25 protein-coding genes and 1 pseudogene are annotated in these 26,259 nt (G+C 62.1%); 12 read left to right on the top strand and 14 right to left on the bottom strand.

Translation table 11 applies throughout. From position 1 onward, the window contains the following. Nucleotides 1–43: 43 nt before the first annotated feature. A complete protein-coding gene (locus ACX3P0_RS18725; RefSeq protein WP_459090804.1) occupies nucleotides 44–1,318 on the top strand; it encodes an L-fuconate dehydratase in 1,275 nt (424 codons plus the stop codon). A 32-nt stretch (nucleotides 1,319–1,350) separates the two neighbouring features. Here ACX3P0_RS18725 and ACX3P0_RS18730 read toward each other — a convergent pair whose 3' ends face one another. Genes ACX3P0_RS18730 through ACX3P0_RS18740 form a run of 3 tightly spaced genes read right to left on the bottom strand, consistent with a single transcriptional unit; the run spans nucleotide 1,351 to nucleotide 3,833 of the window. Further along, on the bottom strand, nucleotides 1,351–2,280 hold the full coding sequence (locus ACX3P0_RS18730) for a ribokinase (RefSeq protein WP_459090806.1): 930 nt from the start codon (nucleotides 2,278–2,280) through the stop codon (nucleotides 1,351–1,353). Between the two features lie 4 nt (nucleotides 2,281–2,284). Further along, nucleotides 2,285–2,740 (bottom strand): RbsD/FucU family protein, encoded by a 456-nt coding sequence (locus ACX3P0_RS18735; protein ID WP_459090808.1) that lies wholly within the window; start codon nucleotides 2,738–2,740, stop codon nucleotides 2,285–2,287. A 34-nt stretch (nucleotides 2,741–2,774) separates the two neighbouring features. Further along, nucleotides 2,775–3,833: an ABC transporter ATP-binding protein gene (locus tag ACX3P0_RS18740; protein WP_459090810.1), complete on the bottom strand. Its 1,059-nt coding sequence runs from the start codon at nucleotides 3,831–3,833 to the stop codon at nucleotides 2,775–2,777. 303 nt (nucleotides 3,834–4,136) lie between these two features. Here ACX3P0_RS18740 and ACX3P0_RS18745 point away from each other — a divergent pair, with 303 nt between their 5' ends. From ACX3P0_RS18745 to ACX3P0_RS18755, 3 genes are all read left to right on the top strand, one after another. Next, on the top strand, nucleotides 4,137–5,813 hold the full coding sequence (locus ACX3P0_RS18745) for an ABC transporter substrate-binding protein (protein WP_459090812.1): 1,677 nt from the start codon (nucleotides 4,137–4,139) through the stop codon (nucleotides 5,811–5,813). Nucleotides 5,814–5,930: 117 nt separating this feature from the next. Next, entirely contained in the window at nucleotides 5,931–7,031 is a 1,101-nt protein-coding gene (locus ACX3P0_RS18750) for a carbohydrate ABC transporter permease (RefSeq protein ID WP_459081359.1), read from the top strand. 9 nt (nucleotides 7,032–7,040) lie between these two features. Then, nucleotides 7,041–7,958: a carbohydrate ABC transporter permease gene (locus tag ACX3P0_RS18755; protein ID WP_459090814.1), complete on the top strand. Its 918-nt coding sequence runs from the start codon at nucleotides 7,041–7,043 to the stop codon at nucleotides 7,956–7,958. Between the two features lie 26 nt (nucleotides 7,959–7,984). On the opposite strand, the gene hxlB is transcribed toward ACX3P0_RS18755, so the two are convergent. Further along, complete coding sequence (gene hxlB, locus ACX3P0_RS18760) at nucleotides 7,985–8,554, bottom strand: 6-phospho-3-hexuloisomerase (RefSeq protein ID WP_459090816.1); 570 nt, start codon at nucleotides 8,552–8,554, stop codon at nucleotides 7,985–7,987. A gap of 125 nt (nucleotides 8,555–8,679) precedes the next feature. On the opposite strand from hxlB, the gene ACX3P0_RS18765 reads away from it, so the two are divergent. From ACX3P0_RS18765 to ACX3P0_RS18800, 8 genes and pseudogenes are all read left to right on the top strand, one after another. Then, complete coding sequence (locus tag ACX3P0_RS18765) at nucleotides 8,680–9,702, top strand: aldo/keto reductase (protein ID WP_459090818.1); 1,023 nt, start codon at nucleotides 8,680–8,682, stop codon at nucleotides 9,700–9,702. A gap of 122 nt (nucleotides 9,703–9,824) precedes the next feature. Beyond that, nucleotides 9,825–10,856, top strand: coding sequence for a DUF4432 family protein (locus ACX3P0_RS18770; RefSeq protein ID WP_459090820.1), 1,032 nt, complete (start codon nucleotides 9,825–9,827; stop codon nucleotides 10,854–10,856). Next, nucleotides 10,853–11,896 carry a succinylglutamate desuccinylase/aspartoacylase family protein gene (locus ACX3P0_RS18775; RefSeq protein WP_459081328.1) on the top strand — a complete coding sequence of 348 codons (1,044 nt, stop codon included), beginning with the start codon at nucleotides 10,853–10,855 and terminating at the stop codon, nucleotides 11,894–11,896. The genes ACX3P0_RS18770 and ACX3P0_RS18775 overlap by 4 nt, the downstream gene beginning before the upstream one ends. Next, on the top strand, nucleotides 11,893–12,837 hold the full coding sequence (locus ACX3P0_RS18780; protein WP_459090822.1) for a threonine ammonia-lyase: 945 nt from the start codon (nucleotides 11,893–11,895) through the stop codon (nucleotides 12,835–12,837). The genes ACX3P0_RS18775 and ACX3P0_RS18780 overlap by 4 nt, the downstream gene beginning before the upstream one ends. Then, the gene (locus tag ACX3P0_RS18785; RefSeq protein ID WP_459090824.1) at nucleotides 12,834–13,775 is read left to right on the top strand and encodes a Gfo/Idh/MocA family protein; all 942 of its coding nucleotides are present in this window, start codon (nucleotides 12,834–12,836) and stop codon (nucleotides 13,773–13,775) included. Before ACX3P0_RS18780 ends, ACX3P0_RS18785 begins: the two co-directional genes overlap by 4 nt. Continuing rightward, entirely contained in the window at nucleotides 13,772–14,611 is an 840-nt protein-coding gene (locus tag ACX3P0_RS18790) for an amidohydrolase family protein (protein ID WP_459090826.1), read from the top strand. The genes ACX3P0_RS18785 and ACX3P0_RS18790 overlap by 4 nt, the downstream gene beginning before the upstream one ends. A gap of 128 nt (nucleotides 14,612–14,739) precedes the next feature. Beyond that, nucleotides 14,740–15,138 (top strand): annotated as a pseudogene (locus ACX3P0_RS18795) (IS6 family transposase); the annotation flags it as partial. A 529-nt stretch (nucleotides 15,139–15,667) separates the two neighbouring features. Next, a complete protein-coding gene (locus tag ACX3P0_RS18800; RefSeq protein ID WP_459090828.1) occupies nucleotides 15,668–16,351 on the top strand; it encodes a tyrosine-type recombinase/integrase in 684 nt (227 codons plus the stop codon). Nucleotides 16,352–16,498: 147 nt separating this feature from the next. Here ACX3P0_RS18800 and ACX3P0_RS18805 read toward each other — a convergent pair whose 3' ends face one another. The 10 genes from ACX3P0_RS18805 to ACX3P0_RS18850 all read right to left on the bottom strand — a co-directional run bounded on the left by ACX3P0_RS18805 (nucleotide 16,499) and on the right by ACX3P0_RS18850 (nucleotide 26,205). Continuing rightward, complete coding sequence (locus ACX3P0_RS18805) at nucleotides 16,499–17,509, bottom strand: alpha/beta hydrolase (protein WP_459090830.1); 1,011 nt, start codon at nucleotides 17,507–17,509, stop codon at nucleotides 16,499–16,501. 48 nt (nucleotides 17,510–17,557) lie between these two features. Continuing rightward, nucleotides 17,558–18,457: a glycine betaine ABC transporter substrate-binding protein gene (locus ACX3P0_RS18810; protein WP_459090832.1), complete on the bottom strand. Its 900-nt coding sequence runs from the start codon at nucleotides 18,455–18,457 to the stop codon at nucleotides 17,558–17,560. Nucleotides 18,458–18,486: 29 nt separating this feature from the next. Next, nucleotides 18,487–19,497: an Ldh family oxidoreductase gene (locus ACX3P0_RS18815; RefSeq protein ID WP_459090834.1), complete on the bottom strand. Its 1,011-nt coding sequence runs from the start codon at nucleotides 19,495–19,497 to the stop codon at nucleotides 18,487–18,489. Next, nucleotides 19,494–20,618 (bottom strand): mandelate racemase/muconate lactonizing enzyme family protein, encoded by a 1,125-nt coding sequence (locus ACX3P0_RS18820; RefSeq protein ID WP_459090836.1) that lies wholly within the window; start codon nucleotides 20,616–20,618, stop codon nucleotides 19,494–19,496. Before ACX3P0_RS18820 ends, ACX3P0_RS18815 begins: the two co-directional genes overlap by 4 nt. A gap of 138 nt (nucleotides 20,619–20,756) precedes the next feature. Beyond that, entirely contained in the window at nucleotides 20,757–21,647 is an 891-nt protein-coding gene (locus tag ACX3P0_RS18825; RefSeq protein ID WP_459090838.1) for a glycine betaine ABC transporter substrate-binding protein, read from the bottom strand. 22 nt (nucleotides 21,648–21,669) lie between these two features. Then, entirely contained in the window at nucleotides 21,670–22,425 is a 756-nt protein-coding gene (locus ACX3P0_RS18830) for an ABC transporter permease (protein ID WP_459090840.1), read from the bottom strand. Then, nucleotides 22,422–23,537, bottom strand: a complete 1,116-nt coding sequence (locus tag ACX3P0_RS18835) for an ABC transporter ATP-binding protein (RefSeq protein ID WP_459090842.1) — start codon at nucleotides 23,535–23,537, stop codon at nucleotides 22,422–22,424. Before ACX3P0_RS18835 ends, ACX3P0_RS18830 begins: the two co-directional genes overlap by 4 nt. Continuing rightward, nucleotides 23,534–24,196: an ABC transporter permease gene (locus ACX3P0_RS18840; RefSeq protein ID WP_459090844.1), complete on the bottom strand. Its 663-nt coding sequence runs from the start codon at nucleotides 24,194–24,196 to the stop codon at nucleotides 23,534–23,536. Before ACX3P0_RS18840 ends, ACX3P0_RS18835 begins: the two co-directional genes overlap by 4 nt. A 24-nt stretch (nucleotides 24,197–24,220) precedes the next feature. Further along, nucleotides 24,221–24,901 carry an isochorismatase family protein gene (locus ACX3P0_RS18845; protein ID WP_459090846.1) on the bottom strand — a complete coding sequence of 227 codons (681 nt, stop codon included), beginning with the start codon at nucleotides 24,899–24,901 and terminating at the stop codon, nucleotides 24,221–24,223. Next, nucleotides 24,901–26,205 carry a M24 family metallopeptidase gene (locus ACX3P0_RS18850; protein WP_459090848.1) on the bottom strand — a complete coding sequence of 435 codons (1,305 nt, stop codon included), beginning with the start codon at nucleotides 26,203–26,205 and terminating at the stop codon, nucleotides 24,901–24,903. The genes ACX3P0_RS18845 and ACX3P0_RS18850 overlap by 1 nt, the downstream gene beginning before the upstream one ends. Between the last annotated feature and the right edge of the window lie 54 nt (nucleotides 26,206–26,259).

Genomic DNA, 26,259 nt, shown 5'->3' on the forward strand with positions numbered 1-26,259 from the left:
GGTTCATCATCGTCGACCGTTATTCAGTCAGGAGAGACAGAAAATGCGCAGGATAACCGACATCAACGTTTTCGATCTCCGTTTCCCGACCTCCAGACAACTGGACGGGTCGGATGCGATGAACCCCGACCCGGACTATTCGGCGGCCTATGTCATCCTCAAGACCGATGTGGTGGGTCTCGAAGGGCACGGTTTCACCTTCACGATCGGACGCGGAAACGAGGTGGTTTGCGCCGCCATCGAAGCCTTGCGGCACCTTGTGGTTGGCCTCGATATCGACGCGATCCGCAAGGAACCCGGCCGGTTCTGGCGTAACCTGACGGGCGACAGCCAGTTGCGCTGGATAGGGCCGGACAAGGGCGCGATCCATCTTGCCACCGGCGCGGTCGTTAACGCCGTGTGGGACCTTCTGGCCAAGCAGGCACAAAAGCCTGTCTGGCGGCTGGTCGCCGACATGGAGCCAGAGGAGATACTCATGATCGTCGACTTCCGCTATTTGACCGACGTACTGACGCCGGATGAAGCGCTTCGGATTCTCGAGAAGGCTTCGGAGGGCAAGCAGGATCGTATCCGGACCCTGCAGGAAAAAGGGTATCCCTGCTACACGACATCGGCCGGCTGGCTGGGCTACTCCGACGACAAGCTTCGCAGACTGTGCCGGGAGGCCGTCGACGCCGGTTTCAACCATGTGAAGATGAAGGTGGGCGCGAACCTGGACGACGACATTCGGCGCCTGACGATCGCGCGCGAAGTGCTCGGCCCGGATCGCCATCTGATGATCGACGCCAACCAGGTATGGGAGGTGGACGAGGCCATCGAGTGGGTAAACAGGCTGGCTTTTTGCAAGCCGCTTTTCATCGAGGAACCGACCAGCCCGGACGATATCGCCGGGCACCGCAAGATTCGTCAGGCCGTTTCGCCGGTAAAGGTGGCGACAGGCGAAATGTGCCAGAACCGTATCATCTTCAAGCAGTTCATCGCGGAAGGCGCCATCGATATCGTTCAGATCGACGCCTGCCGGATGGGAGGGCTGAACGAGGTGCTGTCAGTGCTGTTGATCGCGGCCAAATATGGATTGCCGGTTTGGCCCCACGCGGGCGGCGTCGGGCTTTGCGAATATGTGCAGCACCTTTCCATGATCGATTTCGTCGCGGTTTCCGGCATGATGGACGGCAGGGTGATCGAATATGTAGACCACCTCCATGAGCATTTCATGGACCCATGCATCATTGAAAATGCGGCCTACAAGGCGCCATCCCTGCCGGGCTTTTCCGCGCAGATGTTCCCGGAAACGCTGACGCAATTCCAGCACCGGTAGACGTCTGTCGCCGACACGCCGAGACCAAAATCTCACGCTTTGGCGAGCAGCGCCTCGACCTCGCCAAGCGTCGGCATGGAGGGAGCGGTGCCCGGCCGCGTCACCGAAATGCCGGCGACCGCCGATGCGAACCGGACCGCTTCGAGTGGCGCGACGCCCCGCGACAGCGCGACGGCCAATCCACCGTTGAAGGCGTCGCCCGCGCCGGTGGTTTCCGCGACCGGCCCGGCATCGAAGGCCGTCACATGATGCGAGCCGTGCTGTGTGTGCAGCAGCGCGCCCTTGTCGCCAAGGGTGATGATCGCGGTCCCCACGCCCTTGGCGAGCAGGACGGCGGCGGCGCGGCGGGCGTCGTCAATCGAAAAAACCTTCACACCGGTCAGTTCCTCGGCCTCGGTCTCGTTGGGCGTCATGTAATCGCAAAGCCCGTAAATACGCTCCGGAAGTGAGGCTGCCGGCGCTGGGTTGAGGATCGTCATCACCTTCGCGATACGGGCTATTTCCAGCGCGCGCAGGGCCGCGTCGATGGGCTGTTCGAGCTGGGTGACGAACACGCCGGCCGAGCGGATCAGGCCGGCGGCGGCGTCGATGTCGGCTGGCGATATGAGCGAGGCGGCACCGGGGCTGACGATGATGGCATTGTTGCCGGTAGCTTCTTCCACGAAAATATAGGCAGCCCCGGTATAGCTGTCGGGCGTGTCGATGGCGGCGCTGATGACGCCGGCCTGCGTCCATGTTTTCCTGGCGAGGTCGGCGAAGGCATCGACGCCGAGGCGCGTGAGAAAAGTGACGTCCGCGCCAAGCCTGCCGGCCGCAACGGCCTGGTTGGAGCCTTTGCCGCCCGGGCCGAGCGAGAAGGAGGTTCCAAGGATCGTCTCGCCCATCCTCGGTTGCCGGGAAGCCCGGTACGCGGTGTCGGCGACGAAGACGCCAAGGATGATGATTGGATTGGCCTTGACCATGGCGCTACTCGGCGTCCGGCGCGACGACGCCCTTGCGGAAGGCAAAGCACCCGTAGAAGCGGCGCTCGCCCGTCTGGATCACGCAATAGGCCTGCTTGGCGCGCTCATAAAAAGCGTAGCGTTCAACCGGAACCAGCGGCAGCGACCGCCCTTCGGCCTTGTCCACCACCTGCTGAACCTCCTGCTGGACGGGTGGAACGTCGTCCGGATGGCCGACAATTTCCATGCGCGCGGCGGCATCGTCGACAAAAGTATCGAGCGGATAGAGTGACAGGATGGCTTCAATCGCCTCGGCGGCGGTGACGTTGTCGATGCGTAGTAGCTTGCCGAGCCGCGTCTGCCGCGCGGTCGAATCGGAGGGGAAATTGGTGTCGGCGATGATGAGATCGTCGCCATGCCCCATCGCCCGCAGAGCGTGAAGCACATCGGCATTGAGCAGCGGGCTGATCCCTTTGAGCATTCTTTTGTCCCCAAATCCCCGTTCCGCGGTAAAATCAGATACGCTGGCCGCTATCCGCATCGAAAAGATGGACCTTGTCCATCCGCGGTTTAAGGCGAAGCGTATCGCCCAGCGTGAAGTCCTGGCGTTCGCGAAACAGGGCGACGATCTCGTTATCGCCAAACCGCAGGAAGACCAGCGTTTCCGAGCCGGTCGGCTCGACCACCGAGACGCGCGCCTCCACACCGTCCGGGTGGATTTCGAGATACTCGGGCCTGATGCCGTAGATGACGCTGCGTCCGTCTTCCAAGCTTCTGCTTGGCGGAATCGGAAAGGCTACGCCGCCGATGTCCACCACGGGATTCGCGCCGGCCCGAAGTACCCCCTTCAGCAGGTTCATCGAGGGGGAGCCGATGAAACCGGCGACAAACAGATTGGCCGGGCGATCGAAGAGGTCGAGCGGTGCGCCGACCTGCTCGATACGGCCGTCGCGCATGACGACAATCTTGTCGGCCATGGTCATCGCCTCGATCTGATCGTGGGTGACGTAGATCGTAGTCGTCCTCAGCCGCTGGTGGAGTTCCTTGATTTCCTTGCGCATCTGAACGCGCAGTTTCGCGTCGAGGTTGGAAAGCGGTTCATCGAACAGGAAAACCTGCGGATTGCGCACGATGGCGCGGCCCATGGCGACACGTTGGCGCTGGCCGCCGGACAACTGCCGGGGATAGCGCTTGAGATAGGGCGCGAGGTCGAGAATATCGGCCGCCTGGGTCACCCGTTCGGAAACGATTTTCGGGTCCGTCTTCTTCAACTTCAGCGAGAAGGCCATGTTCTGCTCGACCGTCTTGTGTGGGTAGAGCGCGTAATTCTGGAACACCATGGCAATATCGCGCTTGGCCGGCGGCAGGTTGTTGACCACCCGCTCGCCGATGGCGATCGTGCCGCCGGACACCGTTTCAAGACCGGCAACCATCCGCAGCAAGGTGGATTTTCCACAACCCGACGGGCCGACCAGAACCACGAATTGTCCATCGGCGATGTCCACGCTGACATCGTGCAGGACCTTTACCGGCCCAAACGCCTTACCCACATTGGTGATCGCGACCTGAGCCATTTGCCCTCTTCCGGCCCTAGGAGCCATTTTTCCAGCGAAGCTAACCAACGGAAACGGCGAGGGCAAGACGGTCTTACAGATAGCAAGACAGTCTCTTATAGATAAAAAGCTGAGCTCGTTGACACGGCTCCCGGTTACGAGAATAGTACCGCTCGCCAATCAGGTTACCTGCAGGACTGCCCGAACATAGGGCGTCGAGCGATGCGAGGCATCGCCGTTCCAATGTACGGGAAGGCGCGATCAGTGCGCCGTCATCCAGCAGTGCTGGCTTCGTGTATCGGGATCGTGTCTGGGAGGACCAATATGAAAGCAGGAATTTACAACCAACTCTTGGCGGCGGGTGCTACCCGTCGTGACGTGCTCAAGGGCGCAGCCAGTGTCGCGGCTCTTGCAACGGCGTCCGGTACCGGGCTGGGCATGTTCACCCGGCCGGCTTCGGCCGACGAAGCGCTGCGCAAGCAGATTCTTCAAATCCCCGGTGTCGGCAAGGGGCAGCCGACCGATGCCGATTTCCAGAAAGTCGGCGAGATGTGCCTCGGAGCGACCAAGGCCAGCATCAAGGAAGGCGAATTCGCCGGCGTCGAACTGACATTCATGGGCCTGAACAACCAGAACCTTCACAACGTTCTGTTTCGTGGCTTCTTGAAGCCATGGGAAGCTTATACCGGCGCCAAGATCAATTGGATCGATCTGGCCCAGGCCGATTACAATGCGCGCCTGCAGCAGTCGGTCGCCACCGGCACCGTCGATTTCGATCTCATCGAAATGGGCGCGCCCTTCGAAGGCGATGTCTGCGGCAAGGGGCTCACGTCGGAAATGCCCGATTGGGTCAAGACCCAGATCGAATTCGACGATCTGGTCAGCTACCTCAAGCCGCCGGTCGGCACCTGGGACGGCAAGCAGTATCGCGTCACGGTCGACGGCGATGCGCACAATTTCAACTATCGCACCGACGTGTTTTCGGATGCGGGGCTCGCGGAAGCGTGGAAAGCCGACGGCGGCGACAAGGCCGGCCTTGCCGAATGGGGCGTGCCCACGACCTGGCAGCAGGTACAGGCCACGACCAAGTTCCTCAAGGGCAAGAAGGCCGGTGGGCAGGATGTGTTCGGCTATCTCGACGCGCCCAAGCCATGGGGCGGCTTCGGCTTCTACTTCCTTGGCAGCCGCGCCACCGCCTATGTGAAACACCCTGACGACAAGGCCTGGCTGTTCGACGCCGATACGATGAAGCCTCGCATCAACAATCCCGGCTGGGTCCGCGCCATCCAGGATGTCGTCGACGCCTTGCCCTTCGAGCCGTCAGACCAGATCAACGCCGACCCGAACACGACTGCATTCCAGCAGTTCCTGGCCGGCACCGGCTCGATGGTGGTCTGGTGGGGCGACGTCGGTTCCAACGTCAAGACCAGCGATAGTTCGGTGGTCGGCGATCTGACCGGATTTTCGATCCTGCCGGGCTCCGACGACGTCTACAATTCCAAGACCGGCGCGTGGGAAAAACTGGCCAGCGGCCCCAACTTCGCTCCGAACTGCGCCTATCTCGGCTGGGGCGTCTACGTCATGGCGCGGGTTGATGGCGACGAGAAGAAGCACAAGGCTGCCTGGTCAGCCGCGGCGCATCTTGGCGGCAAGGACTTGTCCATCTGGACATCGATGTATCCGTCCGGCTTCCAGCCCTACCGCAACTCTCACTTCAACATCCCGGAATGGGTCGAGGCAGGCTATGACGAGGCGTTCATCTCGTCCTATCTGAAGTCGGAATCGGACAGCTACAACCACCCGAACGCGGCGATCGAGCCGCGCATCCCCGGCATCTTCCAGTATTATTCGATCGCCGAGGACGAGCTGGCCAAGGTCTTCGCCGGCCAGAATACCGCGCAGGCAGGCGCCGACGCCATCGCCGCCGCCTGGGAGAAACTGACCGACCAGATCGGTCGTGACAACCAGATCAAGCTCTACAAGGCTTCTCTCGGGATGTAGGCTTGCGAACTGATGAGTTCTGGCACGGCGGCCGAAACGCTGCCGGGCCAATCCGATTATCGAAGCTTCCTGAGCGGCAAAAGCGTGGCTGACCACACTTCGACCCACACATCGGCAATGAACGGATGGCCGGCGAATGCGGCTACAGGCGATCTGATACCGCCGGGCCGCAGAAGACTCGGTCGAGCGCTTATGGTGTTGGCGACGGCCTGCCTGCTGGCGACCATCCTGGTTCAGATATTGTACAGGGCGGGGAGCATCGGCTTCGGTTTCGATACATGGCGGCCGATCGTCTACGCCTATGTGCTGTGGGGTGTCGCGCTCGGCGTCAGCCAGGTGCTGAGGCGTGGCGAAGACGGCCAGCGCGCCCTGTTTTTGCTGCCGGCGCTGCTGTTCACCATTGCCATGGTCATTTTCCCGACGCTGTTCGGCTTCTATATCGCGTTGACGGACTGGAACCTTGCCTCCCTCAGCGGTCGAAAATTCAATGGGCTCGACAATTTCAGGCAGATGTTGGTCGATCCCTATTACCGAAACGCGCTGTTCAATATGGTGCTTTATGTGCTGGCGGTGCTGGTCGAATACGCCATCGCCTTCGGCCTCGCCCTTTTGCTCAACGCCCAGATTCGCGCTCGGAAATTCTTCCGCGTGGTGTTCCTGCTGCCCTTGATGCTGTCGCCCGTCGCGGTGTCGTGGATGATCGGAAAATCGCTGATGGAATTTCGTTTTGGACCTGCCGCGACGCTGGCGCGCCATCTCGGCTGGGAGAACCCGGCCTTTTTCAGCGATCCCATCACCGCGCGCGTCTCGATCATGGTGCTTGATGCCTGGACCTTCATCCCCTTCATGATGATCATGCTTCTGGCCGGACTGCAGGCGATGTCGCGCGAAGTACTGGAGGCCGCAAAGGTCGACGGCGCTACCCCGTGGCAGACGTTCTGGCAGGTTACGTTTCCGCTGATGCTGCCGGTGTCGGTGACGGCGGTCATCCTGCGCATCATCTTCAAGCTGAAGCTCGCCGACATCATCATCACGATCACGTCCGGGGGGCCTGGAGGCGCCACCGATTCCGTCACCAGTTTCATCTACCGCGAATACCGCGACCGTTCGAATGTCGGCTACGGCACTATGCTGGCGATGGTCTACCTGATCATCATCGTCGTGTTCGTGACCGTGCTTTTGAAGATCGCCAATCGCTTCGTTCGCAACGTCAACTAGGTGGCCGGCATGAGCGTACAGACCACCGACTATGCCGCCACGGAACTTCGCTCGCCGGTAGGTTTTCTCGCCAGCCGCGTGTTCATCTACGGCGCGCTCGTCTTCTGGGCCTTTGTCTGCCTGTTTCCGATCTACTGGACGATAACGACGTCCTTCAAGACCGCCGTCGACGTGACGCAAGGCCATCTCATACCGTTCGTCGATTTCCAGCCGGACTGGAAAGGCTGGCGCTCGCTCGGCCTTTCGCCCGACAGCATCTTCCAGACCTCCACCGTGCGCGACGAATTCTTCAAGCGCTTCATCAACTCGGTGATCACCTCAGTCGGCGCATCGGCGCTGGCCATCGTCATCGGCAGCCTCGCCGCCTACGGGTTGACGCGTTTCCGCTACCGGTTCGGTTTCTTCAAGAACGAAGATATCTCCTTCTTCTTCCTGTCCCAACTCATCTTGCCGCCGGTGGCGCTCGCCCTGCCCTTCCTCGTGCTCTACCGCGAGGTGGGCATGCTCGACACGCGCATCGGGCTGATCCTGCTCTATACGCTGATGGTGCTGCCCATCGTCATCTGGATCATGCGCGACCAGTTCAATTCGATCCCGGTGGAGCTTGAAGAAGCTGCCCTCGTCGACGGCTTGTCGATCTGGGGCGCTTTCTTTCGGATCGTCATGCCGATCGCGCTGCCGGGCATGGTCGCGGCCTTCATCCTGGCGCTGGTCCTGTGCTGGAACGAATACTTTTTTGCCGCTCTGCTGACTTCCACCGACGCAAAGACCATCCCCGTCATGGTGGCGAGCCAGACCGGCTCGCAAGGCATCAACTGGTGGTCGATGGCGGCGCTCGCCACGGCGGCGATCACGCCGCTGGCCGTCATCGGCATCGTGCTCGAACGCTATCTCATCATGGGCATGACGGCGGGCGCGGTGAAGTGATTTTTGTTTCGCGACACCTTGCGACCCTATTCCATATTGGTGTGCCGGGCGCGCATGGTTTGCGATGCTTCGCCCCTCGAAACTTTCAGCTTCAGTACCATCACCTCGAACAGCACGAACAGCGCGCCTTCGAACACCGATCCCATCGGCAGCATCGATGTCTTTTGCGCCCCCTGGTCGTCGGCCATGGTCTGCGCCGGAATAGCCAGGGTGAAGTCGGCAAGGCTGGCAGCGCTGCTTGTCGGCTGTGCCGTCACCAGCAGGACGGTCGCGCCCGCCTCCTTTGCCACCCGCATCAAGGCGAGAACGGTCGATGTTTCGCCCGGCCCCGAACTGACCAGAAAAACGTCGCCCTTGCCCAGCGGGGGCGTCGTTATATCGCCGACCACCGCTACCGGAAGGCCGAGGTGATAGAGCCGCATCGCAAATCCCTTGATCTGGAGCGCTTCGCGGCCGCAGCCATAGACCACGATCTTGCCGGCACGGCTAAGCAACGCGCAGGCGGCATCGATCCGGCTGTCGTCCATACCTGCCAGCGCGCCGCCAAGCTCATCCAGCGCTATCCTGAACAGGTTATTCTCGTCCGGCCTCGTCATGCAAGCTCCGCCATCGGGTTCCATTTCCAGCCTGATCCTACGGCAATTCTCATGGCTGACCAACGGTTCGGCACCCCTGGCATAACCCTATCCTGGTAGGGTTCGACGGAGAACGGAGGTACCCCATGAAGACCCGGCATTTCGACCGCATCGGCAATGGCGGACTGGATTTCACCGAACTCGGCTTCGGCACCGCGCCTCTGGGGAATCTCTACCGCGCCGTCACCGACGAGGATGCCAACGCCACGCTCGATGCCGCCTGGAACGTCGGCTGCCGCTACTTCGACACGGCGCCGCTCTATGGGCTGGGCCTTGCCGAGACCCGCCTCAATCCCTTCCTGCGCGGGAAAAAGCGCGATGATTACGTGCTTTCCACCAAGGTCGGCCGCATCATGCGCGCCTGCCCACCGGATCAGCGGACCGGGATCGGAAAATTCTTCGATACGCCTTCGCGGCAGGAGGTTTACGACTACAGCTACGACGGCGTGATGCGGTCGTTCGAGGCGTCGCTGGAACGGCTTGGTGTCGACCGCATCGACATCCTGTTCGCCCACGATCTCGACATGTTCACCCATGGCAGCCAGCAGGCCGCCGATCAGCGCATCGATGAATTCATGCGCTCGGGCTATTATGGGCTGCTTGCGTTGCGCGACCAGGGCGTCATCAAGGCTTTGGGCGGCGGCATCAACGAATGGCAGATGGCGCAGACGCTGGCCGAGCGCGGCGACTTCGACCTGTTCCTGCTCGCCGGCCGCTATACGCTGCTGGAGCAGGAGGCGCTGAGTTCCTTCCTGCCGTTGTGCCAGAAACGCGGCATCGGCATCGTGCTGGGCGGCCCTTATAATTCGGGTGTCCTGGCGACAGGGGCAAAACCGGGCGCCTTCTATAATTACGATGTGGCGCCGCAGGAAATCCTCGACCGCGTCGCGCGCATCGATGCCGTCTGCCGGCGCCACGGCGTGCGCCTGATCGAGGCGGCGCTCAATTTCCCCCTGCTGCACCCCGCCGTCGTCTCGATCATTCCGGGCGGCCAGCGCCCGGCCGAGGTCGAAAGCAACCGAGCGCTGCTCGACAGGGAACTGCCGGCAGCACTGTGGGCCGATCTCAAACAGGAAGGCGCGATGCGCGCGGACGCGCCAACCGCCTGACCGGAGCCACTCCTCACGGGATTGACAGAAAGGCCTTCGCCATACTCTCCGAGAATGTTTTTATCGACCTTGTACCGGAACAGTTTGCCCCCTCCGAAAGGGTCGTTGCCCGCTACGCAGGCATGATCGCCACCGCATTCCGCTACCGGAGCGGTGTTGCCGGCCTTCGCATCGCCAACGACAAGGGCGAAATCACGCTGCTTCCGTTCCAGGGCCAGCAGATCTGGGATGCGGCGTTTCTCGACCGCACGCTGACCATGCGCTCGATGTTTGGCGAGCCTGTCGCGACCCGCGACTATCTTGCCAATTACGGCGCGTTCTTCATCCATTGCGGCGCAGCGGCCATGGGCAATCCCGGCCCCGGCGACAGCCATCCCCTGCATGGCGAATTGCCCAACGCGCCTTATGACGAGGTGCAGCTTGTCGTCGGCGACAACGCCGAGGGACCGTTCATGGCCTTGACCGGACGCAGCCGGCAAACGGTCGCCTTCAGCCATGATTATGAGGCGCGGCCCACCGTGCGGTTGCAGCAGGGCGCAACCGGCGTTGCGGTGGATATGGAGATAAAAAGCCTGAAACGCTCGCCCATGCAACTGATGTATCTCGCGCACATCAATTTCCGGCCAGTCGACGGTGGCCGGCTTGTCGACACGGTGGCCGACGACCGCCGCGACATCGCGGTTCGACAGCTGTTGCCGGGAGCATTCCCGCCAAGCACCGACGACTGCCGCTACCACGACGCCGTTGCCGCCGATCCGGCGCGGCATCGCGTTTTCGCCAAGGACGAGGCGGTCCTGCCGGAACTCGTGATGACCATGCAGGCAAGGTCGGGCGTGGATGGCTGGGCTCATGCGCTTCAGATCCATCCCGACCGCACGGCGGATTTCGTCAGCCACCGCCCCGGCGAACTCGGCTATGCGGTGCGCTGGATCACCCGCGGCCCGGATCAGGATGCACTCGGGCTCGTCCTGCCGGCAACGGCCGAACCGGACGGGTTTAGTGCCGCCAAGGCGAAGGGTCGGCTATTGGAAATCGCCCCCGGCGGGATATTTCGCTGTGCGCTGCGTTTCGGCGTGATGGATGCCGAAACTGCTGCAGGCCACGAACGGATGATTGCCGGGGTCAAGACCGGGGCGAGTTTGGAAAATCGATGATAGACACCGTGCGAAAATCGTTTCCCACCTACACCGGCAATGCTTTCACCGGCATCGACTTCGACAAGGCCGGCAAGCAGGTCGACTTTGTGAACTTCCCACATTCCCCCCACGACGATGCCTGGGGGGTGACGCGCATCCCCATTGCCGTGATCGCCGGGGGCAAGGGGCCCACCGTCATCATCGAAGGCGGCAATCATGGCGACGAATATGAAGGCCCGATCACCATCGGCGAGTTGAGCCGGGAACTCGATCCTTCGAGCATTCAGGGCCGGCTCATCCTGATGCCGGCCAACAATGTGCATGCGGTGACCGCTGCAAGCCGCACGTCGCCCATCGATGGCCTCAACTTCAACCGGGTTTTCCCCGGCGATGCGCAAGGCACGATGACACAGCAGATCAGTGCCTATGTCGCCGGGCAGATTTTCCCGTTGGGCGACGCCTTCCTCGATCTTCACTCGGGCGGTTCGTCGCTCGACATCCTGCCCAGCGCCATTATCGAGCCGACCGCCGACCGCGACCTGCATAGGCGCACCGTCGCCGCCGCTTTGTCGTTCGGCGCACCGCATACGGTGGTGATCGGCAATCTCGGCGACCAGCGCACGGCAACGGCAACCGCCTGCCGGTCCGGTCTGGTGACGGTGGGCACTGAAATGCGCGGTGGCGGGGCCGTGTCGCTCGACGCGTTGGCGATCTGCCGGAAAGGCGTGCGCAATGTTCTGGCTCATCTCGGCGTGATCGAGCAGGTGCCGGCACCTCCGGTTGACCCCAAAGGCGAAATCTTGGAGCTGCGCGGAGCGGCGGCCTATGTCTACGCCACCGCCGAGGGCATTTTCGAACCCTTCCATGCCAATGGCGAACGGGTTTTAGCCGGACAGCCGGCCGGACGCATCCATCGCACCTGGGACCTGTCGTTCGAACCCGAAACGCTGTCCTATTCGATGGACGGGATCGTCTATGGTCGACGCCATCCCGGTCATGTGCGACCCGGCAATTGCTGCCTTGTTGTGGCGTCCCCCTATGAAGGAACGATCGTATGATCACTATCGACGATATCGAAGCGGCGCGCGCGCGCATTGCTCCCTTCGTCCGCCGCACGCCGACCATGCGGATCGCCTCGGCGCGGGAGCCGTTACCGGTTAAAGCCGACGTAGTCGCCAAACTCGAATTGCTGCAAGTGACGGGGTCGTTCAAGGCGCGCGGCGCGATGAACCGTTTTCTCGGCACGCCACCGGAAGAAATCGCCGGCGGCATCGTTACAGCGTCCGGCGGCAACCACGGCCTCGCCGTTGCCCGCACGGCTTTTGTCGCCCGCGTGCCGGCGTATATTTTCGTTCCTTCAAACGTCTCGCCGGCCAAGGTCGAGAAGATGAAGAGTTGGAACGCCGACGTCCGCATCGTCGGCGACGAATGGACCCAGTCCAACAAGGCAGCCCTTGCCCATGCCGCCGCGATCGGGGCCGCCTATTTTCACCCCTTCGCCGACCCGCTGGTGGTTGCAGGGCAGGGCACGGTAGGGCTGGAAATTCTTGAGGATGTCGAGGATTTCGACACCGTGGTCGTGGCGATCGGCGGCGGCGGTCTTGTCGCCGGGCTCGGCACGGCCCTGAAGGCGCGCCGGCCGGGCGTACGCGTGATCGGCGTCGAACCGACCGGATCGCCGACGTTGAAAGCCTGCCTCGAAGCCGGCCGCCGCGTCGCCCTGGACGAAGTCACCTCCAAAGTGCCGACCATGAGCTGTCGCGAGACCGACCAGCGCGTGTTCGAGACCGTGCGCGACACGATCGACGACATCGTCCTGGTCTCGGATGATGATATGCTCGACGCCTCTAAATGGCTCTGGTCCGAATTCGCCATCGCGGCCGATCTGGCCGGCTCGGCGGCGATTGCCGCGCTGCGCACCAAGCATGCCGCGTTTCACAATGCCGGCCGCATCTGTGTCATCGTCTGCGGCGCTGGTCTCGAAGGCGCTGTTGCATGAAGCTGCTGGTGGCAGGCGCCGGCGCCTTCGGGCGCGAGCATCTGCGGTGCCTGTCGACCATGGAGGACGGCACGCTTGCCGTGGCCGACACACGCGTCGAGGCTGCACAAAAAGCCGCCGCCGATTTTCGCATCACCGAGTTCGGCAGCGATGCCGCTTCGATGCTTGAGACTTTCTGGCCGGATGGCATCGTCATCGCCACGCCCGCTCAAGCACATCTGCCGCTTGCCGCCCTTGCGCTGCGGCACGGCATTCCCGTCCTGCTGGAAAAGCCGATCGCACCGACTTCACGGGAGGCTCTGGAACTTTGCCAACTGGAAGCGGCCAGTTCCGCATTCGTACAGCCTGGCCATATCTTGCGCTTTTCAAACCAACACCGGACGCTGGTGGAGCATGTACGCAAGGGTGCGATCGGCCAGGTGGTCTCGATCGCGTCACGCCGCTACCGCGACGGCGGCCACGCCACACGCTATCCCGATATCGACCCCGTCCTGATGACCATGATCCACGACATCGATCTGGCGCTGTGGATCGGCGAAGGAGTGCCGGTGTCGGCAACCGCAAGGCGTCGGAAAGGCCAAGGCGCGCACTCCCTGACCGCGGCCATGGTGGAAGACGACAAGGGCGTGCTCTGGCGGCTGACCACCGCCTGGCTCTATCCCACAGAGGACGCACCGGTCGACCGCGTCGAGGTCATAGGCACGGCTGGCGGGATCGAGATGGATGCCGGCGGCGTCCTGCGGATATTCGGGCCGGAACCGCAAACCATCTATTTTTCGGACGCGGGCGAAGACCCTTTGACGGCGGAACTCGAATGTTTCCTGGCGGGGGTCAGGGATGGTGTTTCTCGCTCCCCGGTGACGCTGACCGACGCATATCACGGCCTGCTCGCCGCGGAGATGATCCTGGCCGATCTTGCAGGAACAGGCGCGCCATGAAAACGCTGGCCGACGCGCATCTGCACCTGTTTCGCCACGGTTTCCCTGGTGGAAACGGCCAGCCTGTCCTCGGCGAGGTAAGCGACATTGACGCCTACGAAAGACTGAGGAGAAATCATCCTATCGCGAAGGGTCTGGTGATCGGCTACGAGGCCGACGGTATCGATCCAGACAACAACGCCTATCTCCGGTCGCTGGCGGCAACGCGCCCATGGATCGCCAGCCTGGCTTTTCTGCCGGTCGCATCTGCGCCTTCGGTGGAAGCGATCGATTGGCTGTTCGGTGCGGGTCATGTCGGCGTGGCCTTGTACTTGCCGGATGCGGCGGCGGCGAAAACGCTTTGCGCGTGGCCGGCATCCGTGTGGGCCGCCTTCAACCGGCACAAAGCCATCCTGTCGCTCAACGCCCGCCCCGAAGCTACAGTGCACTTGGAACGACTGGTGGAGACGCTGGCCGGATGCCCGATGCTTTTTTCCCATCTCGGTCTGCCGGGGCTTTTTGCGACCCGCCCTTCCACGGCAGAGGCGGAGCACCGTATCGATGGGCTTTTGCGTTTGGCGAAATCGCCAAATGTTCGTGTCAAGATTTCGGGGCTCTATGCCACCAGCGATGCTCCCGCGACGCCACCACATCCTGGCGCGCAGCCATTCATAGACATCATTCTCGACCGCTTCGGACCCGAGCGATGCCTATGGGGTTCGGACTTCAGCCCGGCGCTCGAATGGGTCGATTTCGAGGACACCTTTGCCGCGACCTGTCTCGGACTGCTGACGGCCACCGAGCGCGATGCTGTGATGGGACTTAATTTGCTAAAGCTCCTGCACTCGCCAACGTAACGATTGGCAGGCCGCTCAGCGGGGGGCGCCTGGCCGCGCGTCCGTTCATGGCCGGCCTGCACCTCGGCCACCAGTGCAAGTGCTTCGTGTCAATCGGCAGTGAAGTTTGCACGCCGAAACACACACGGCACATTGATGAAACTTATATCCGGGTGCCCGGTCGCTGGATGTATCTCTACCGTGCCGTCGACAGCGTAGGCGACACGGTAGAGTTCTTGTTCAGCGAGAAGCGTGACCTGTCGGGTGCCAAGCGCTTCATCCGCAAAGCGCTGAACCGTCATGGCCGACCAGATCGTATCGTCATTGACGGTAGCCAGACGAACCGGGAGGCAATTATTGCCTGCGATGGCGAGAGTCGACTTCGGGACTAATCGCAACGGCCACTGAAGCCGATCAGCATCCGGCAAAGCCAATACCTGGATAACCGGATCGAGCAGGACAATCGGCGAATCGATCGCCCGATCCGGTCCATGCTCGGCTTCAAGTCGACCACCTGCGCAGCGACTATTCAGTGCGGCATTGAAATGGAGTAGGAAGTCTTTCCGTATCTCGACTTCGGGTTTCTGGCAGAGCCATCGAAACACAACCAAGTTTGCAGCACGGAAGCATTTGCCGCAGAACCAACTGAGGCGCGGGCTAAGCCAAAACCGCTTCCTCGTGCGCGGGTCAGAAGATGTTGCGCTCGTGATAGGTGCGCAGAAAGGCCTAGATGCGCGGATCCTTGGGGTGTTGCAGGATTTGGCTCGGCGCGTCCATGCCACGCACAACGCCCGCCAGTTCGCCCTTTTCCAATCTGACCCGCGACATGCGCGGCGAATCCCATTTCATGGGTAACGACGACCATGGTCATGCCCCCGCTGATGATTGTTTGAAGTCGATCTTATTTCAGTTCCACACTGCCCTTTTATGCGACTTTTCGAGCACGAAACATGAACGCGGCAAGTGGTCGGTCTTCAGAACGAATTCTTCCATCGACCCGGCGAACACTTTCGCGCCCGCCTCCTTGAGGACCGGAACGGACTCGCCCGTCACCGGCGCTTATATCGAGCAGTTCGATTGGCACAGTCGTTCGCTACAATACAAGCACCATCAACAGCCAAAGAACCGCGCCGCCTCGGGCCACGTCACTCCAAGCGGCTCCTCAACGCCACCATCTGCCTCAAGCATCAGGCCGCGCTCTCGGTCGCCTATGGCGCGGGCCTGCGGGTCGCGGAGGTGTCGATGCTGAAGGTCGCGGACGTCGACAGCGAGCGCATGCTGCTGCGCGTCGAGCACGGCAAGGGCGGGCGCTATCGCAACGCTATGTTCTCGGAGGATCTACTCACGGTTCTGCGTGAGTGGTGGAAGGTCGGGCGGCAGCAGGGCGTGATGTACCGCGACGGCTGGCTGTTCCCGGGGCAGCACGCGATGAAGCCGATCAGCACGCGGCAGCTTCATCGCATCGTCGTCGAGGCGGCACAGGCCGCCGACATCGCCAAGCGGGTCGGGCCGCACACGCTGCGTCACAGCTTCGCCACCCACCTGCTGGAGGACGGCACCGATATCCGGATCATCCAGGTTCTGCTCGGGCATGCCAAGCTCAACACCACGGCTCTCTATGCGAAGGTCGCGACACGGACGGTGCGTGCCGTGACGGGCCCGCTCGACAAGCTCGGCCTGTTCAAGCCCGGAGAGGTCTCGCCCGACGGCTTGAACCGCATGCCAGCGGCATCGATCAAAGCCACGGTCGGATACTCATGATTCTCGAAGGGCCGTCGGGTGCGGGGTTGTGTCCAAGGGCAGGACCGTGTCGGTCGCTCGGTGGTTACGCTCATCGGCCATGTGTCGGCTCGCAATCCTTCGAAGTCTCTGTCCTGCGAAGCTTTGCCGAGGCCCTATGGGATGATCTCACTCTGATGTGTGCCGAATATCTCCAGGCGGAACGTGAGGATGGGCACCAGCCGCAAGGCGTGCCGTTTCGCTGACGATGAGGTCGAATGCTCGTTTTGCCCGTGTGGAAAGACCGCACGCCCGGAGATAGCCGTGCGGCAGCGCTTCGCCAAGGTGCAGCACTGCTGCGCCACCGGCAGCGCCGACCGCCTTGCTGTAAGCCTCTCCTTCCGATGCCAATGGATCATATTCCGCGGTGAAAACGACGGTCGGAGGCAGTCCGCAAAAGTCACCGGACGCAAAGGGGCTAAAGCGCGGGTCGTCGTAGGGCGGCATTTCCCCTGCCCGCACTGTGTCATAGGCCTTGACGTCGTCGTACGAGAGCAGGGGAGCCTTCGCATGCATTTTGTGGCTCTCGCCCATCCAGGGCACGGACATGGCGGGATAAATCAGCAGCTGGCCGATCGGCGGGCACTCCGCATGCCTCATCGCATGGCAGAGGCAGGCGGCTATATTGCCGCCGGCGGATTCCCCGACGACGAGGAGCGGAGCATCAAAGCACTTGCCGGCCCATCGGAACGCGCGCACGGCATCCTCGAACGGCGCGGGATGAAGATGTTCCGGCGCCAGCCGGTAGTCCACGGAAACGACAGACAGGCCGGTCTTTGCGCAGAGTTCGGCACAGACGTCGTCATGGCTTTCAAGGCCACCGAGAATGAAGCCGCCGCCATGGAAGTACAGGATAACCGGACGATCCGGCCGATGGCTCCCATCGGCCCGGTATTCCCGGATTATGGTCCTGTGCCCGGAATCTTCGGCCAGACGATCGGTGCGGCTCACTCCCTCGGGATGCGGCTGGCGCAGGGCGCGGCACATGCCGTCATAGATCCTGCGGTTGTCGCCGATCGGCAAGGCTAGCGCATCGGGCGGATAGAATGTCTCCACCCTATCCACGAAGTCCTCCAGGTCGGCGTCGAGTTGATAATCCATCTTGTTTCCCGGATGAACGAAGAAGAGCCGCGCCGGCATTTTACTGTCAGCGCGGCAAAAAGCCGGACAAAGCGTCCGACAGGCGAGCTAAAGAAGGCCACTCGCCGTCAGGAAGGCGGTTGCCACCTCTTCGATCGACTTCTTTTCAACATCGATCTCACCGTTCAACCGCTGCATGGTCGCATCGTCCAGCTTGGCGGAAAGCTGGTCAAGCAGTTCGCCGAGCTTGGGATTGGCTTCCAGGGTCTCGGTCCGGATCGTCGGCACGAGGGCATAGTCAGGAAAGAAATGTTTGTCGTCCTTAAGCAGCACCAGGTCCATGGCAGCAATCCGGCCATCCGTTGCAGCGACGACCGCGAGATCGACGTCACCGTTCTGAAGGGCGGGAAAGACCAGCCCGATATCCATCGGCCGGATGTTCCTTCGTCCTGCCTCGAAGCCATAGGTTTCCTGGAGGCCGAGCAGCCCGTCCTGCCGCTTGGGAAACTCGGCTGTCGTCGCCATCAGCGGATCCTTTCCGGCGCTATAGGCAGCGGCCAGGTCCGACAGGCTCGCCATGCCGTCCGTCGTCGGATTGTCCCTGCGGATCGCCAGCGCATAGGTGTTGTTTGCGCGCGAAGGAGCGAGCCATGTTATGCCGCGCTCGGCATCCTTCTCCTTGACGATCCTGTAGGTTTCCTCGGGCGTCAGGCGATCGGTGATCTTGTTGAAATTCACGAGCGCCGTGCCGGTGTACTCCCAATAGACATCAACCTCGCCGTTTTCCAGCGCGGCACGTACGATACTGGTGCCCATGCCGTCCCGCTTGCTCACGGTGAAGCCGTTCTTTTGCAGGAGTTGCGTGGTCATTTCGGCAAGCAGGAACTGCTCGGTAAAATCCTTGCCGCCGACTTTGATTTCCTGCGCCGCCGCGCTGGTACCCGCCATGGCGAGACCGGCGACCACAGCGGCCTGGATGACATTCCTGAGGATATCGATGATAGACATTGCGTTGCTCCCTTCGGTTCCGTGGTTGTTCAGTTCGTTCGAGGCTCCCGGACGTCTGTCTGCCTTGAAAGCCGCAATGCCGTCTCCCAGAGATCGGCATCGACGCGGACGGGATGATTTTCTCCGGAGCGGCCGGGAAGCCGTACCCCCGCAGCCTCATGGGTTGCGACCAGCCCGCCGAGGGCATCAGTGAAGTGATCCGCGGAGAAATGGCCGGGATCGATCGCAATCAGGAACTGCCCGACGCGCGGCGGCCCGCCCTCGTCGTTTCCGAAGGCGCTCGCCTCCGTGCTGAGGGCCGAGCCGGTCAACGCCGCGGCAAGGATTTCGACCAGCAGGGCGATATTAGCGCCCTTGCGACCGCCGGCCGGCAGAAGCGAGCCCTCCAGGCCGGTGGCCGGGTCGGTGGTCGGCTGGCCACGGCTGTCCTGCGCCCAGCCGGTCAGGATCGTCTCGCCGCGATTGCGTCGCAGGATCATCTCCGTCTTGGTGACCGCGCTCATGCTCTGATCGACGATGATGGGAGGCGCGCCCTCTTTCGTTGGCACGGCGAAGGCGAGCGGATTCGTCCCGAAGAGTGCCCGCGTGGCGCCCGGCGGCGCGACGGAGGCCGGCGCATTCGACAGGCAGATGCCGATCAGGCCGCTTTCCGCGAGCGGGAGGACATGATGGGCGAGCGCGAGGCAATTGTAGGAATTGCGCACCGCCATGGCAGCGATGCCGGATCGACGGGCGGCGGCGATCAGGGCCGGCATGCCGGCCGTTATGGCAGGATGCGCAAAGCCCGATCGCGCATCGACCGTCACCACGGCACCGCGCGTGGTCACGGCGGGAACGACCTTTCCGTCGATCTTGCCGACCGTCAGATGCCGGCAGAAGACCGGCAGGTAATAAAGGCCGCAGACCCGGTTGCCGTCCGCCTCCGCCCTGGCGATCGCGCGCGCCACTGGTCGGGCATTGTCGGCAGCCGCGCCGTGCTGCGTCAGCGCTGACAGGCATATCGTCTCGATCGCCTCGCGGGATTTCTCGACCGTGGTCATCGGCTTGCCGCGTAGCGTCTTTCACCATGGGCGACGAGATCGTCGGCGAGCTGGAAGCCGAGGCCCGGCTTCTTGAAGGCATCGATCCAGCCGTTCTTCGGAGCGAGGTCGGGGGAGGAGACGATGTCCTTCTGCACGAGCTGCCACATGATCTGGTTGCCATCGTCGAGATTGGGGATGGCAAGCCCGATGTGATGCTCGGCGCAGGTGGTAATCCCGGTGGTGAAGGAAGAGTGGATGCAGATCTTCAATCCGGCGGATTCCGCCACGGCGGCGGCCTTCATCATCGGCTGTATGCCGCCGATCTCGCGCGGACCGATGCAGATCATGTCGGCGGCGCGCTGGCGGCAGATCTCGTAGACGTCGTAGAGCGTAAAGGCAGCTTGGTCCGCGACGATCGGGATACCAACCTTCTCGCGCACATGCGCCATGGCGGGAATGCTCCAGCTCACCGTCGGCTGCTCGATGAACTCGATTTCGTACTTCTCTAGCTTGCGGCACATGTTGATCGCGTCATGCACGCTCCAGCCCTCGTTGGCATCGAGACGCAGGCGCGCGTCACCGATCTCGCGACGGACCGCAGCGGTGATTTCCAGGTCGAGCTTCTCGCCGCGACCGACCTTGAGATAGAAGATCCGTTCACCAGCGGCGTGGCCGGCGGCAGCATCACGCGCCAGATCATCGGCGGTCTCGCCCTGGAGAAAGTAGAAGTAACCGACCGCCTTCCGATGCGCTCCGCCGAGCAGCCGGTGGACGGGAAGGTCGGCGAGCTTGCCTTGAAGATCCCACATGGCCATATCGATGCCGGCGAACATCTGGTTGGCGGCCCGCATGATGTTGGCGCCGTGCCCGAGATATTCCTGATGGAAGATGCGCGCGATGAGCGGCGCCACATCGTAGGGTGAATGGCCGACGAGATGTGTTGCAAGGCGATGGAGGACGGCAGCGGTGCCGGTCTGGTCCGGCGCAACCGTGCATTCGCCGATGCCGACGGTGCCATCATCCGTCTCGATCTCGATGAGGTTGACGGCAAAGGATTCACGGATGCCATAGGACCAGTGGTAGGGCTGCTTCAGCGGCAGGACCAGCGGACGGATGCGGACGCTTGATATCTTGACCATTCTCTCGGACTTCCTCGAAAAGACGGCCGGCATTGACCGGCCCCATGCATCTGACGGCCGGTTTCCGGCACGCCTCCTCCCCGCCCGCCTGCAGAAAACCTGCAGGCGGGCGGACCATTCGACAGTGAAAGCGCCGGCTTACATATCGAGCGACTTCAGGTAGTCGGCGGCCACGGTTTCGATCGTCTTCTTCTCGACGTCGACCTCGCTATTCAAATGCTGCATCGTCGCATCATCCAGCTTCGCCGAAACCGCTTCGAGCGTCTCCTTGAGATCCGGATGCGCATCGAGCACTTCCTTGCGCACGACGGGTGTCAGCGCATAGTTCGGGAAGAAGCCCTTGTCGTCCTTGAGCGTCTTCAGGCCGAGTGCCGCGATCTGGCCGTCGGTCGCCTGCGCGGCGATCGTGTCGAGATCGCCGTTGGCGAGTGCGTTATAGGCAAGGCCGAGATCCATCGGCCGGATATTGGCGCGGCCCGTCTCGAAACCGTAGACCTTCTCCAGGCCGATCAGGCCGTCCGGACGCTTCGGAAACTCGGCAGTCGTACCCATGAGAATGTCCTTGCCGTCGTTATAGGCCTTGGCAAGATCGGAGATAGTCGCCATCCCTTCCGTCTTGGCATTGCCCGGCTTGATGACATAGGCGTATGTATTGTTCGCCGTGGACGGAGCCAGCCAGACGAGGCCTTTTTCGCCATCCAGTTTTTTTACGCGGTTGTAGGTCTCTTCCGGCGAAAGACGCTCCGTCACCTTGTTGAAGGTGATGAGCGACGTCCCCGTATATTCCCAGTAGACATCGACTTCGCCGTTCTCAAGCGCGGCGCGGACGATCTTGGTGCCCATGCCGTCCTTCTTGTCGACGGTGTAGCCCTTGCTCTCGAGGAGCTGCTTGGTGATTTCGGCGATGATCAGCTGCTCGGTGAAGTTCTTACCCCCCACGGTAATCGTTGCGGCCCAGGTAGACGTCGCGACAAGGGCGACGGCAGCGGCCGACAGAAGAGTCTTGGCAAATTTCGGGACGAAGGTCATTTCAGTTCCTCTCTCTTTTTTGTTATCGTAGTGGGTTTATGCCCCGTGGAACGAGGTGGTACTGGATCTGGCCGAAGACGAAATCGACCGCGACCGCTATCAGTGCCGTGGGTATCGCCCCGGCCATCATCATCGGGAGTTCGTCCAGTGCGATCCCGGTGAAGATCAGTTCGCCAAGCCCGCCCGCGCCGATCAGAAAGACCAGCGGCGCCGAGCCGACGCAGATCGCGAGTGCCGTGCGGATGCCGCCGAACATCACGAAGAGGGCGTTTGGAAGTTCAACGCGCCACAAGACCTGCCGCGGCGTCATGCCCATGCCGGTCGCCGCCTCCACAAGGTGAGGCGGGACGGCGTGCAGGCCCGCATAGGTGTTGCGGACGATCGGAAGAAGGGTGGCGGCCCAGAGACCGAACACCGCGGGAACCGTCCCGATGCCGAGCATCGTCATGGAAAGCGCGAGAATCGCCAGCGTCGGCACGGTGCTGCCGATATTGAAGACCTGCATCACCGCCTCGGAAGCAGAGCGGAAAGCCGGCCGGGAAAGCACGATGCCTACCGGCACGGCCGTGAGTATAGCCAGTCCCCCCGCCCAGGCGACTAGTTCCAGATGCTGCATGGCGAGATAGGAAATGTCGTCGGAATAGGCAAGAATCTCCTCTGCCATGCCGCTCGCCCACAGCCAGACGATCACCCCGGCCAGCACGACCAGGGCGAGGACCGGTGCGACCGCGAGACAGCGGCCTTTCTGGGGTGCGGCTACGGCAACGGAAGCACTCATGCGCTCTCCCCGTGGCCGAGATTGTGAACGATGGAGCGATAGCTCATCACGCCGGCCATCCGGCCGCCTTCGTCGATGCAGGGCAGCACCAGCATGTCGTGGGCGAACATCAACGATACCGCCTGCCGGAGGTCGCCGGTCGACGGCACCGTGCACTTCACCGGCTCCGCATGGTCGCCGACGGTGCCGGAGCGATCGTCCGCCACCTGCTCGCCCAGGACGAATTGCGGATCGCCGTCCGCATTAAGGACAAAGGCGGCAGCACTGCGCGACGCGCGCATGCACCGGACGGCGTCCTCGATGGAATCCGAAGCCAGGACCGTGATGAAATCGGTCTCCATGGCGTCGCGCACCGAGATGAGCCTGAGGCGCTTCAGCGCCCGGTCGGAGCCAAGGAAATCCTCGATGAAGCTGTTGGCGGGACGTGCGAGAAGATCATCGGGCGCGGCATACTGCTCGAGTTTGCCGCTGCGAAAGATCGCAATCTTGTCTGCCATCTTCACCGCCTCGTCGAGATCGTGCGAGACGAAGATGATCGTCTTGCGGATCGCCCGCTGCATTTTCAGGAATTCTTCCTGAATGACTTCGCGGTTGATGGGATCGATCGCACCAAATGGCTCGTCCATCAGCATGACCGGCGGATCGGCCGCCAGCGCGCGCAGGACGCCGACGCGCTGCTGCTGGCCGCCCGAAAGCTCCATCGGATAGCGTTTGAGAAAGAGGTCGGGCTGAAGTCCCACGAGCTCCAGGAGTTCCTGCGCGCGGGCCCGCGATTTCCGGCGATCCCAGCCGAGAAGGTCGGGCACGACGCAGATGTTCTCCTCGACCGTCTTGTTCGGAAACAGGCCGATCTGCTGGATCACGTAGCCGATGGATCGCCGAAGCTCGATCGGATCGATGGCGCTGGTATCCTTGCCGTCGATGAACACCTTGCCGCCGGTCGGCCGGACCAGCTGGTTTATCATCTTCATCGTCGTCGTCTTGCCGCAGCCCGAGGGGCCCAGCAGCACGCAGATTTCGCCGGTGGGAAGATCGAGGCTGATATTGTCGACCGCTACCAAAGGATTGTGCGCCGGGCCGTAGTGTTTCGTCAGGTTCTCGAGCCGGATCATTGCGTAGCGTCCCCCTGGATACCGCGTGAGGTGAGAAGGCGCTGTACCAGCGCGAGGAAGAGGTCGGCGGCGATCGCCAGCAGCGAGACCGCCAAGGCGCCGGTCACCAGCTGGCGGGGATCGGATTGGCTGATACCCCGCGAAATGAAGGTGCCGAGGCCGCCCGCGCCGATATAGGCCGCAATCGCCGTCACACCGATATTCATGACGACGGCGGTACGTACGCCGGCCATGATGACTGGAATTGCGAGCGGGATTTCGACCTGCCTAAGACGTTGCCAGGTGCTCATTCCCATCCCCTTCGCGGCCTCGCGCAGCGCCGGATCGACGTTGGTGATCGCCGTGTAGGTATTTCGGATGATAGGGAGCTGCGAATAGAGAACGACGGCCACGACTGCTGGGACATAGCCGATGCCGTGTCCGACCGGTGACAGCAGCGGGATCATCAGACCGAACAGTGCGATCGAGGGAATCGTGATCATCATCGATGCAAGATAGAGAACCGTATCCGCCGTGCTCTTCGACTGCGTGATGGCAATCCCGATCGGCACCGCCGTCGCGATAGCGATCCCGACCGCCAGGAAGACGATCGAAATGTGCTCGATCGTCCGCGCGCCGATAATGTCCAGATTGTCGATGATGAACCGGATGATCTCCATGCGTTATGGCCTGCCTTTCTCCGCCTAGAGTTCCGCATACAGGGTGACGGTATTCTCGAAGGTGAAGCGCAGGGGCACGAATCCCTCGATCTGCCACGCCTCGACGGTGTCTCCCTCCAGCAGAACGCACGCGGCCCGCGTATCGACGACCGCGCCACCGTAAAGGCGGTTCGCAAGATTGAGAATGCCCGTCTGGTGCATCGCGAGACCGCCGCTGCCGCAGGCGTCCTTGACGAGCAGCACACGCAGGCCAAGGGTGATCGCATCCTTCACGGTCGCGTCGATACAGGCTTCGGTCCAGACACCGGCAATCACCAGCCATTCCACGCCGGCATCCCGCAGTTCGCTAATCAGCGGGCTTTTACCGAAGGCGCTCGCTTCGTTCTTGACAAGCACCCGCTCCGAAGCGCGCGGAGCGACCTCGGGACAGATCGCGGTCAGCGGATCGTCCTTGTCGCTGAACGCGGAGCGACCGTCCGGCCCGAGCGGATGGAACGGGCGGGCATGGTCGGCGAGATCGACGACATAGGCGCAATGCAGGACGGGGATGCCGTTGCGGCGCGCGGCTTCCTGCAGGCGGGCGGCATTGCGAAGGATCGTGTCGTACCCTTCGACGAGAGAACGCTCGTCATGACGATGCTCCTCCTGGAGGTCGATGAAAAGGCTCGCAACCTTCGCACGCTCGATCCGCAACGGTTTCTTCATCAAATCTCCCCGCTCAGGAATTCATCCTCATAGGGAAAGCGCGACAGCAGCTCCGTGCCGTTTTCCGTGATGAGGATCTCGTCTTCAAGTTTCACGCCCTCGCGCCCACCCTTCTCGCCGATATAGCTTTCGACGGAGATCACCATGCCCGGCACGATGTGACCGTCCCGCCCATACGTATCGTAGTCGATCGCATGCGCGATGAAGGGTGTTTCGCCGTGCATGCCGACCCCGTGCATAACGGACGTATACCGCTGGTCGACAAAGCGGTCGGGTATCTTCCACGCCTTTTCGGCGATCTCACGGAAGGCCATGCCCGGCTTGACGAGGTCCATATTGTGCTGAACCTGCTCATAGGCCATCCGGTAGAGGGACTTCTGGTAGGATGACGGATTGCCTGGACCGCAGCGGAAGGTGCGCGAGAAATCGGAGTAATAGCCGTAGCAGCCGATCGTATCGGTATCGAGCGCGACCAGTTCCCCCGGCCTGATCTTGCGGCCGCTCGCCTCGTTGAACCAGGGATTAGTGCGTTGGCCGGAACTCAGAAGGCGCGTCTCGATAAACTCGCCGCCCTGCCGGATGACCTCGTGATACATAATCGCGAACAGTTCGGTTTCTGAGACGCCCGGCTTGATCGCCTCGCGAACGGCGTAAACCGCCGCTTCGGCGCCGGCCATCGAAACCTGAAGGCACTTGACCTCTTCCGGCGTCTTGACAGCTCTGACGGCAAGGATTTCGCCCTGGCAGTCTTTTACCTCGCAACCACGCTTTTCGAGGGCGAGAGCTTGCAGATGGCTGCAGCGGTCCATGCCAAGCTTCATCGACCCGCCGCCGTGCTGCTTCAGCAATTCGGTGATTTCGTCGGCGAACGGGCCGGCAGTCTCGTCGTCCTTGCCGGATACCGACGACCAGACGAGCTTGGAGGGACGCGCCTCATCCACCGTGTCGAGGACCATCGAAACGTGGTAGCTCTGCGGATACTCGAACAGGACGATCGGGCCTTCGGTGGGAATGAAGAAATAGCGCGTGGAATTGCGCAGGAAGTAGCCGAACATGTTGCGCGATCCCGTCGCGTAGCGCTGATTGAAAGGATCGAAGAGGATCACGGCTCCATAACCGGCCGTGCGCATCCAGTCGCGGAGCTTGTTCAGCCGCCCCTTGCGCAGCGCATTCGTATCGATGAACGATGGTTCCGTGTCCGAAAGCCACATGCCTCCGGACGGATCGGCCGCCGCCGGATGACGCATCCGGTCCTTGAAATCCACATCTTCGACGCTGTCGGGATCAAATACAACAATGCTCATGGCGCTCTCCTTTTCCAGCAGGATGGAGAATGGTCACGGCATGCAGTTGCGCGA

The sequence above is a fragment of the Mesorhizobium sp. A556 genome (assembly GCF_054489545.1).

Bases quoted from the DNA above. Each gene is read 5' to 3' on its own strand.
- ACX3P0_RS18725 (WP_459090804.1), top strand. From the start codon at position 44: ATGCGCAGGATAACCGACATCAACGTTTTCGATCTCCGTTTCCCGACC.
- ACX3P0_RS18730 (WP_459090806.1), bottom strand. From the start codon at position 2,280: ATGGTCAAGGCCAATCCAATCATCATCCTTGGCGTCTTCGTCGCCGAC.
- ACX3P0_RS18735 (WP_459090808.1), bottom strand. From the start codon at position 2,740: ATGCTCAAAGGGATCAGCCCGCTGCTCAATGCCGATGTGCTTCACGCT.
- ACX3P0_RS18740 (WP_459090810.1), bottom strand. From the start codon at position 3,833: ATGGCTCAGGTCGCGATCACCAATGTGGGTAAGGCGTTTGGGCCGGTA.
- ACX3P0_RS18745 (WP_459090812.1), top strand. From the start codon at position 4,137: ATGAAAGCAGGAATTTACAACCAACTCTTGGCGGCGGGTGCTACCCGT.
- ACX3P0_RS18750 (WP_459081359.1), top strand. From the start codon at position 5,931: ATGAACGGATGGCCGGCGAATGCGGCTACAGGCGATCTGATACCGCCG.
- ACX3P0_RS18755 (WP_459090814.1), top strand. From the start codon at position 7,041: ATGAGCGTACAGACCACCGACTATGCCGCCACGGAACTTCGCTCGCCG.
- hxlB (WP_459090816.1), bottom strand. From the start codon at position 8,554: ATGACGAGGCCGGACGAGAATAACCTGTTCAGGATAGCGCTGGATGAG.
- ACX3P0_RS18765 (WP_459090818.1), top strand. From the start codon at position 8,680: ATGAAGACCCGGCATTTCGACCGCATCGGCAATGGCGGACTGGATTTC.
- ACX3P0_RS18770 (WP_459090820.1), top strand. From the start codon at position 9,825: ATGATCGCCACCGCATTCCGCTACCGGAGCGGTGTTGCCGGCCTTCGC.
- ACX3P0_RS18775 (WP_459081328.1), top strand. From the start codon at position 10,853: ATGATAGACACCGTGCGAAAATCGTTTCCCACCTACACCGGCAATGCT.
- ACX3P0_RS18780 (WP_459090822.1), top strand. From the start codon at position 11,893: ATGATCACTATCGACGATATCGAAGCGGCGCGCGCGCGCATTGCTCCC.
- ACX3P0_RS18785 (WP_459090824.1), top strand. From the start codon at position 12,834: ATGAAGCTGCTGGTGGCAGGCGCCGGCGCCTTCGGGCGCGAGCATCTG.
- ACX3P0_RS18790 (WP_459090826.1), top strand. From the start codon at position 13,772: ATGAAAACGCTGGCCGACGCGCATCTGCACCTGTTTCGCCACGGTTTC.
- ACX3P0_RS18805 (WP_459090830.1), bottom strand. From the start codon at position 17,509: ATGCCGGCGCGGCTCTTCTTCGTTCATCCGGGAAACAAGATGGATTAT.
- ACX3P0_RS18810 (WP_459090832.1), bottom strand. From the start codon at position 18,457: ATGTCTATCATCGATATCCTCAGGAATGTCATCCAGGCCGCTGTGGTC.
- ACX3P0_RS18815 (WP_459090834.1), bottom strand. From the start codon at position 19,497: ATGACCACGGTCGAGAAATCCCGCGAGGCGATCGAGACGATATGCCTG.
- ACX3P0_RS18820 (WP_459090836.1), bottom strand. From the start codon at position 20,618: ATGGTCAAGATATCAAGCGTCCGCATCCGTCCGCTGGTCCTGCCGCTG.
- ACX3P0_RS18825 (WP_459090838.1), bottom strand. From the start codon at position 21,647: ATGACCTTCGTCCCGAAATTTGCCAAGACTCTTCTGTCGGCCGCTGCC.
- ACX3P0_RS18830 (WP_459090840.1), bottom strand. From the start codon at position 22,425: ATGAGTGCTTCCGTTGCCGTAGCCGCACCCCAGAAAGGCCGCTGTCTC.
- ACX3P0_RS18835 (WP_459090842.1), bottom strand. From the start codon at position 23,537: ATGATCCGGCTCGAGAACCTGACGAAACACTACGGCCCGGCGCACAAT.
- ACX3P0_RS18840 (WP_459090844.1), bottom strand. From the start codon at position 24,196: ATGGAGATCATCCGGTTCATCATCGACAATCTGGACATTATCGGCGCG.
- ACX3P0_RS18845 (WP_459090846.1), bottom strand. From the start codon at position 24,901: ATGAAGAAACCGTTGCGGATCGAGCGTGCGAAGGTTGCGAGCCTTTTC.
- ACX3P0_RS18850 (WP_459090848.1), bottom strand. From the start codon at position 26,205: ATGAGCATTGTTGTATTTGATCCCGACAGCGTCGAAGATGTGGATTTC.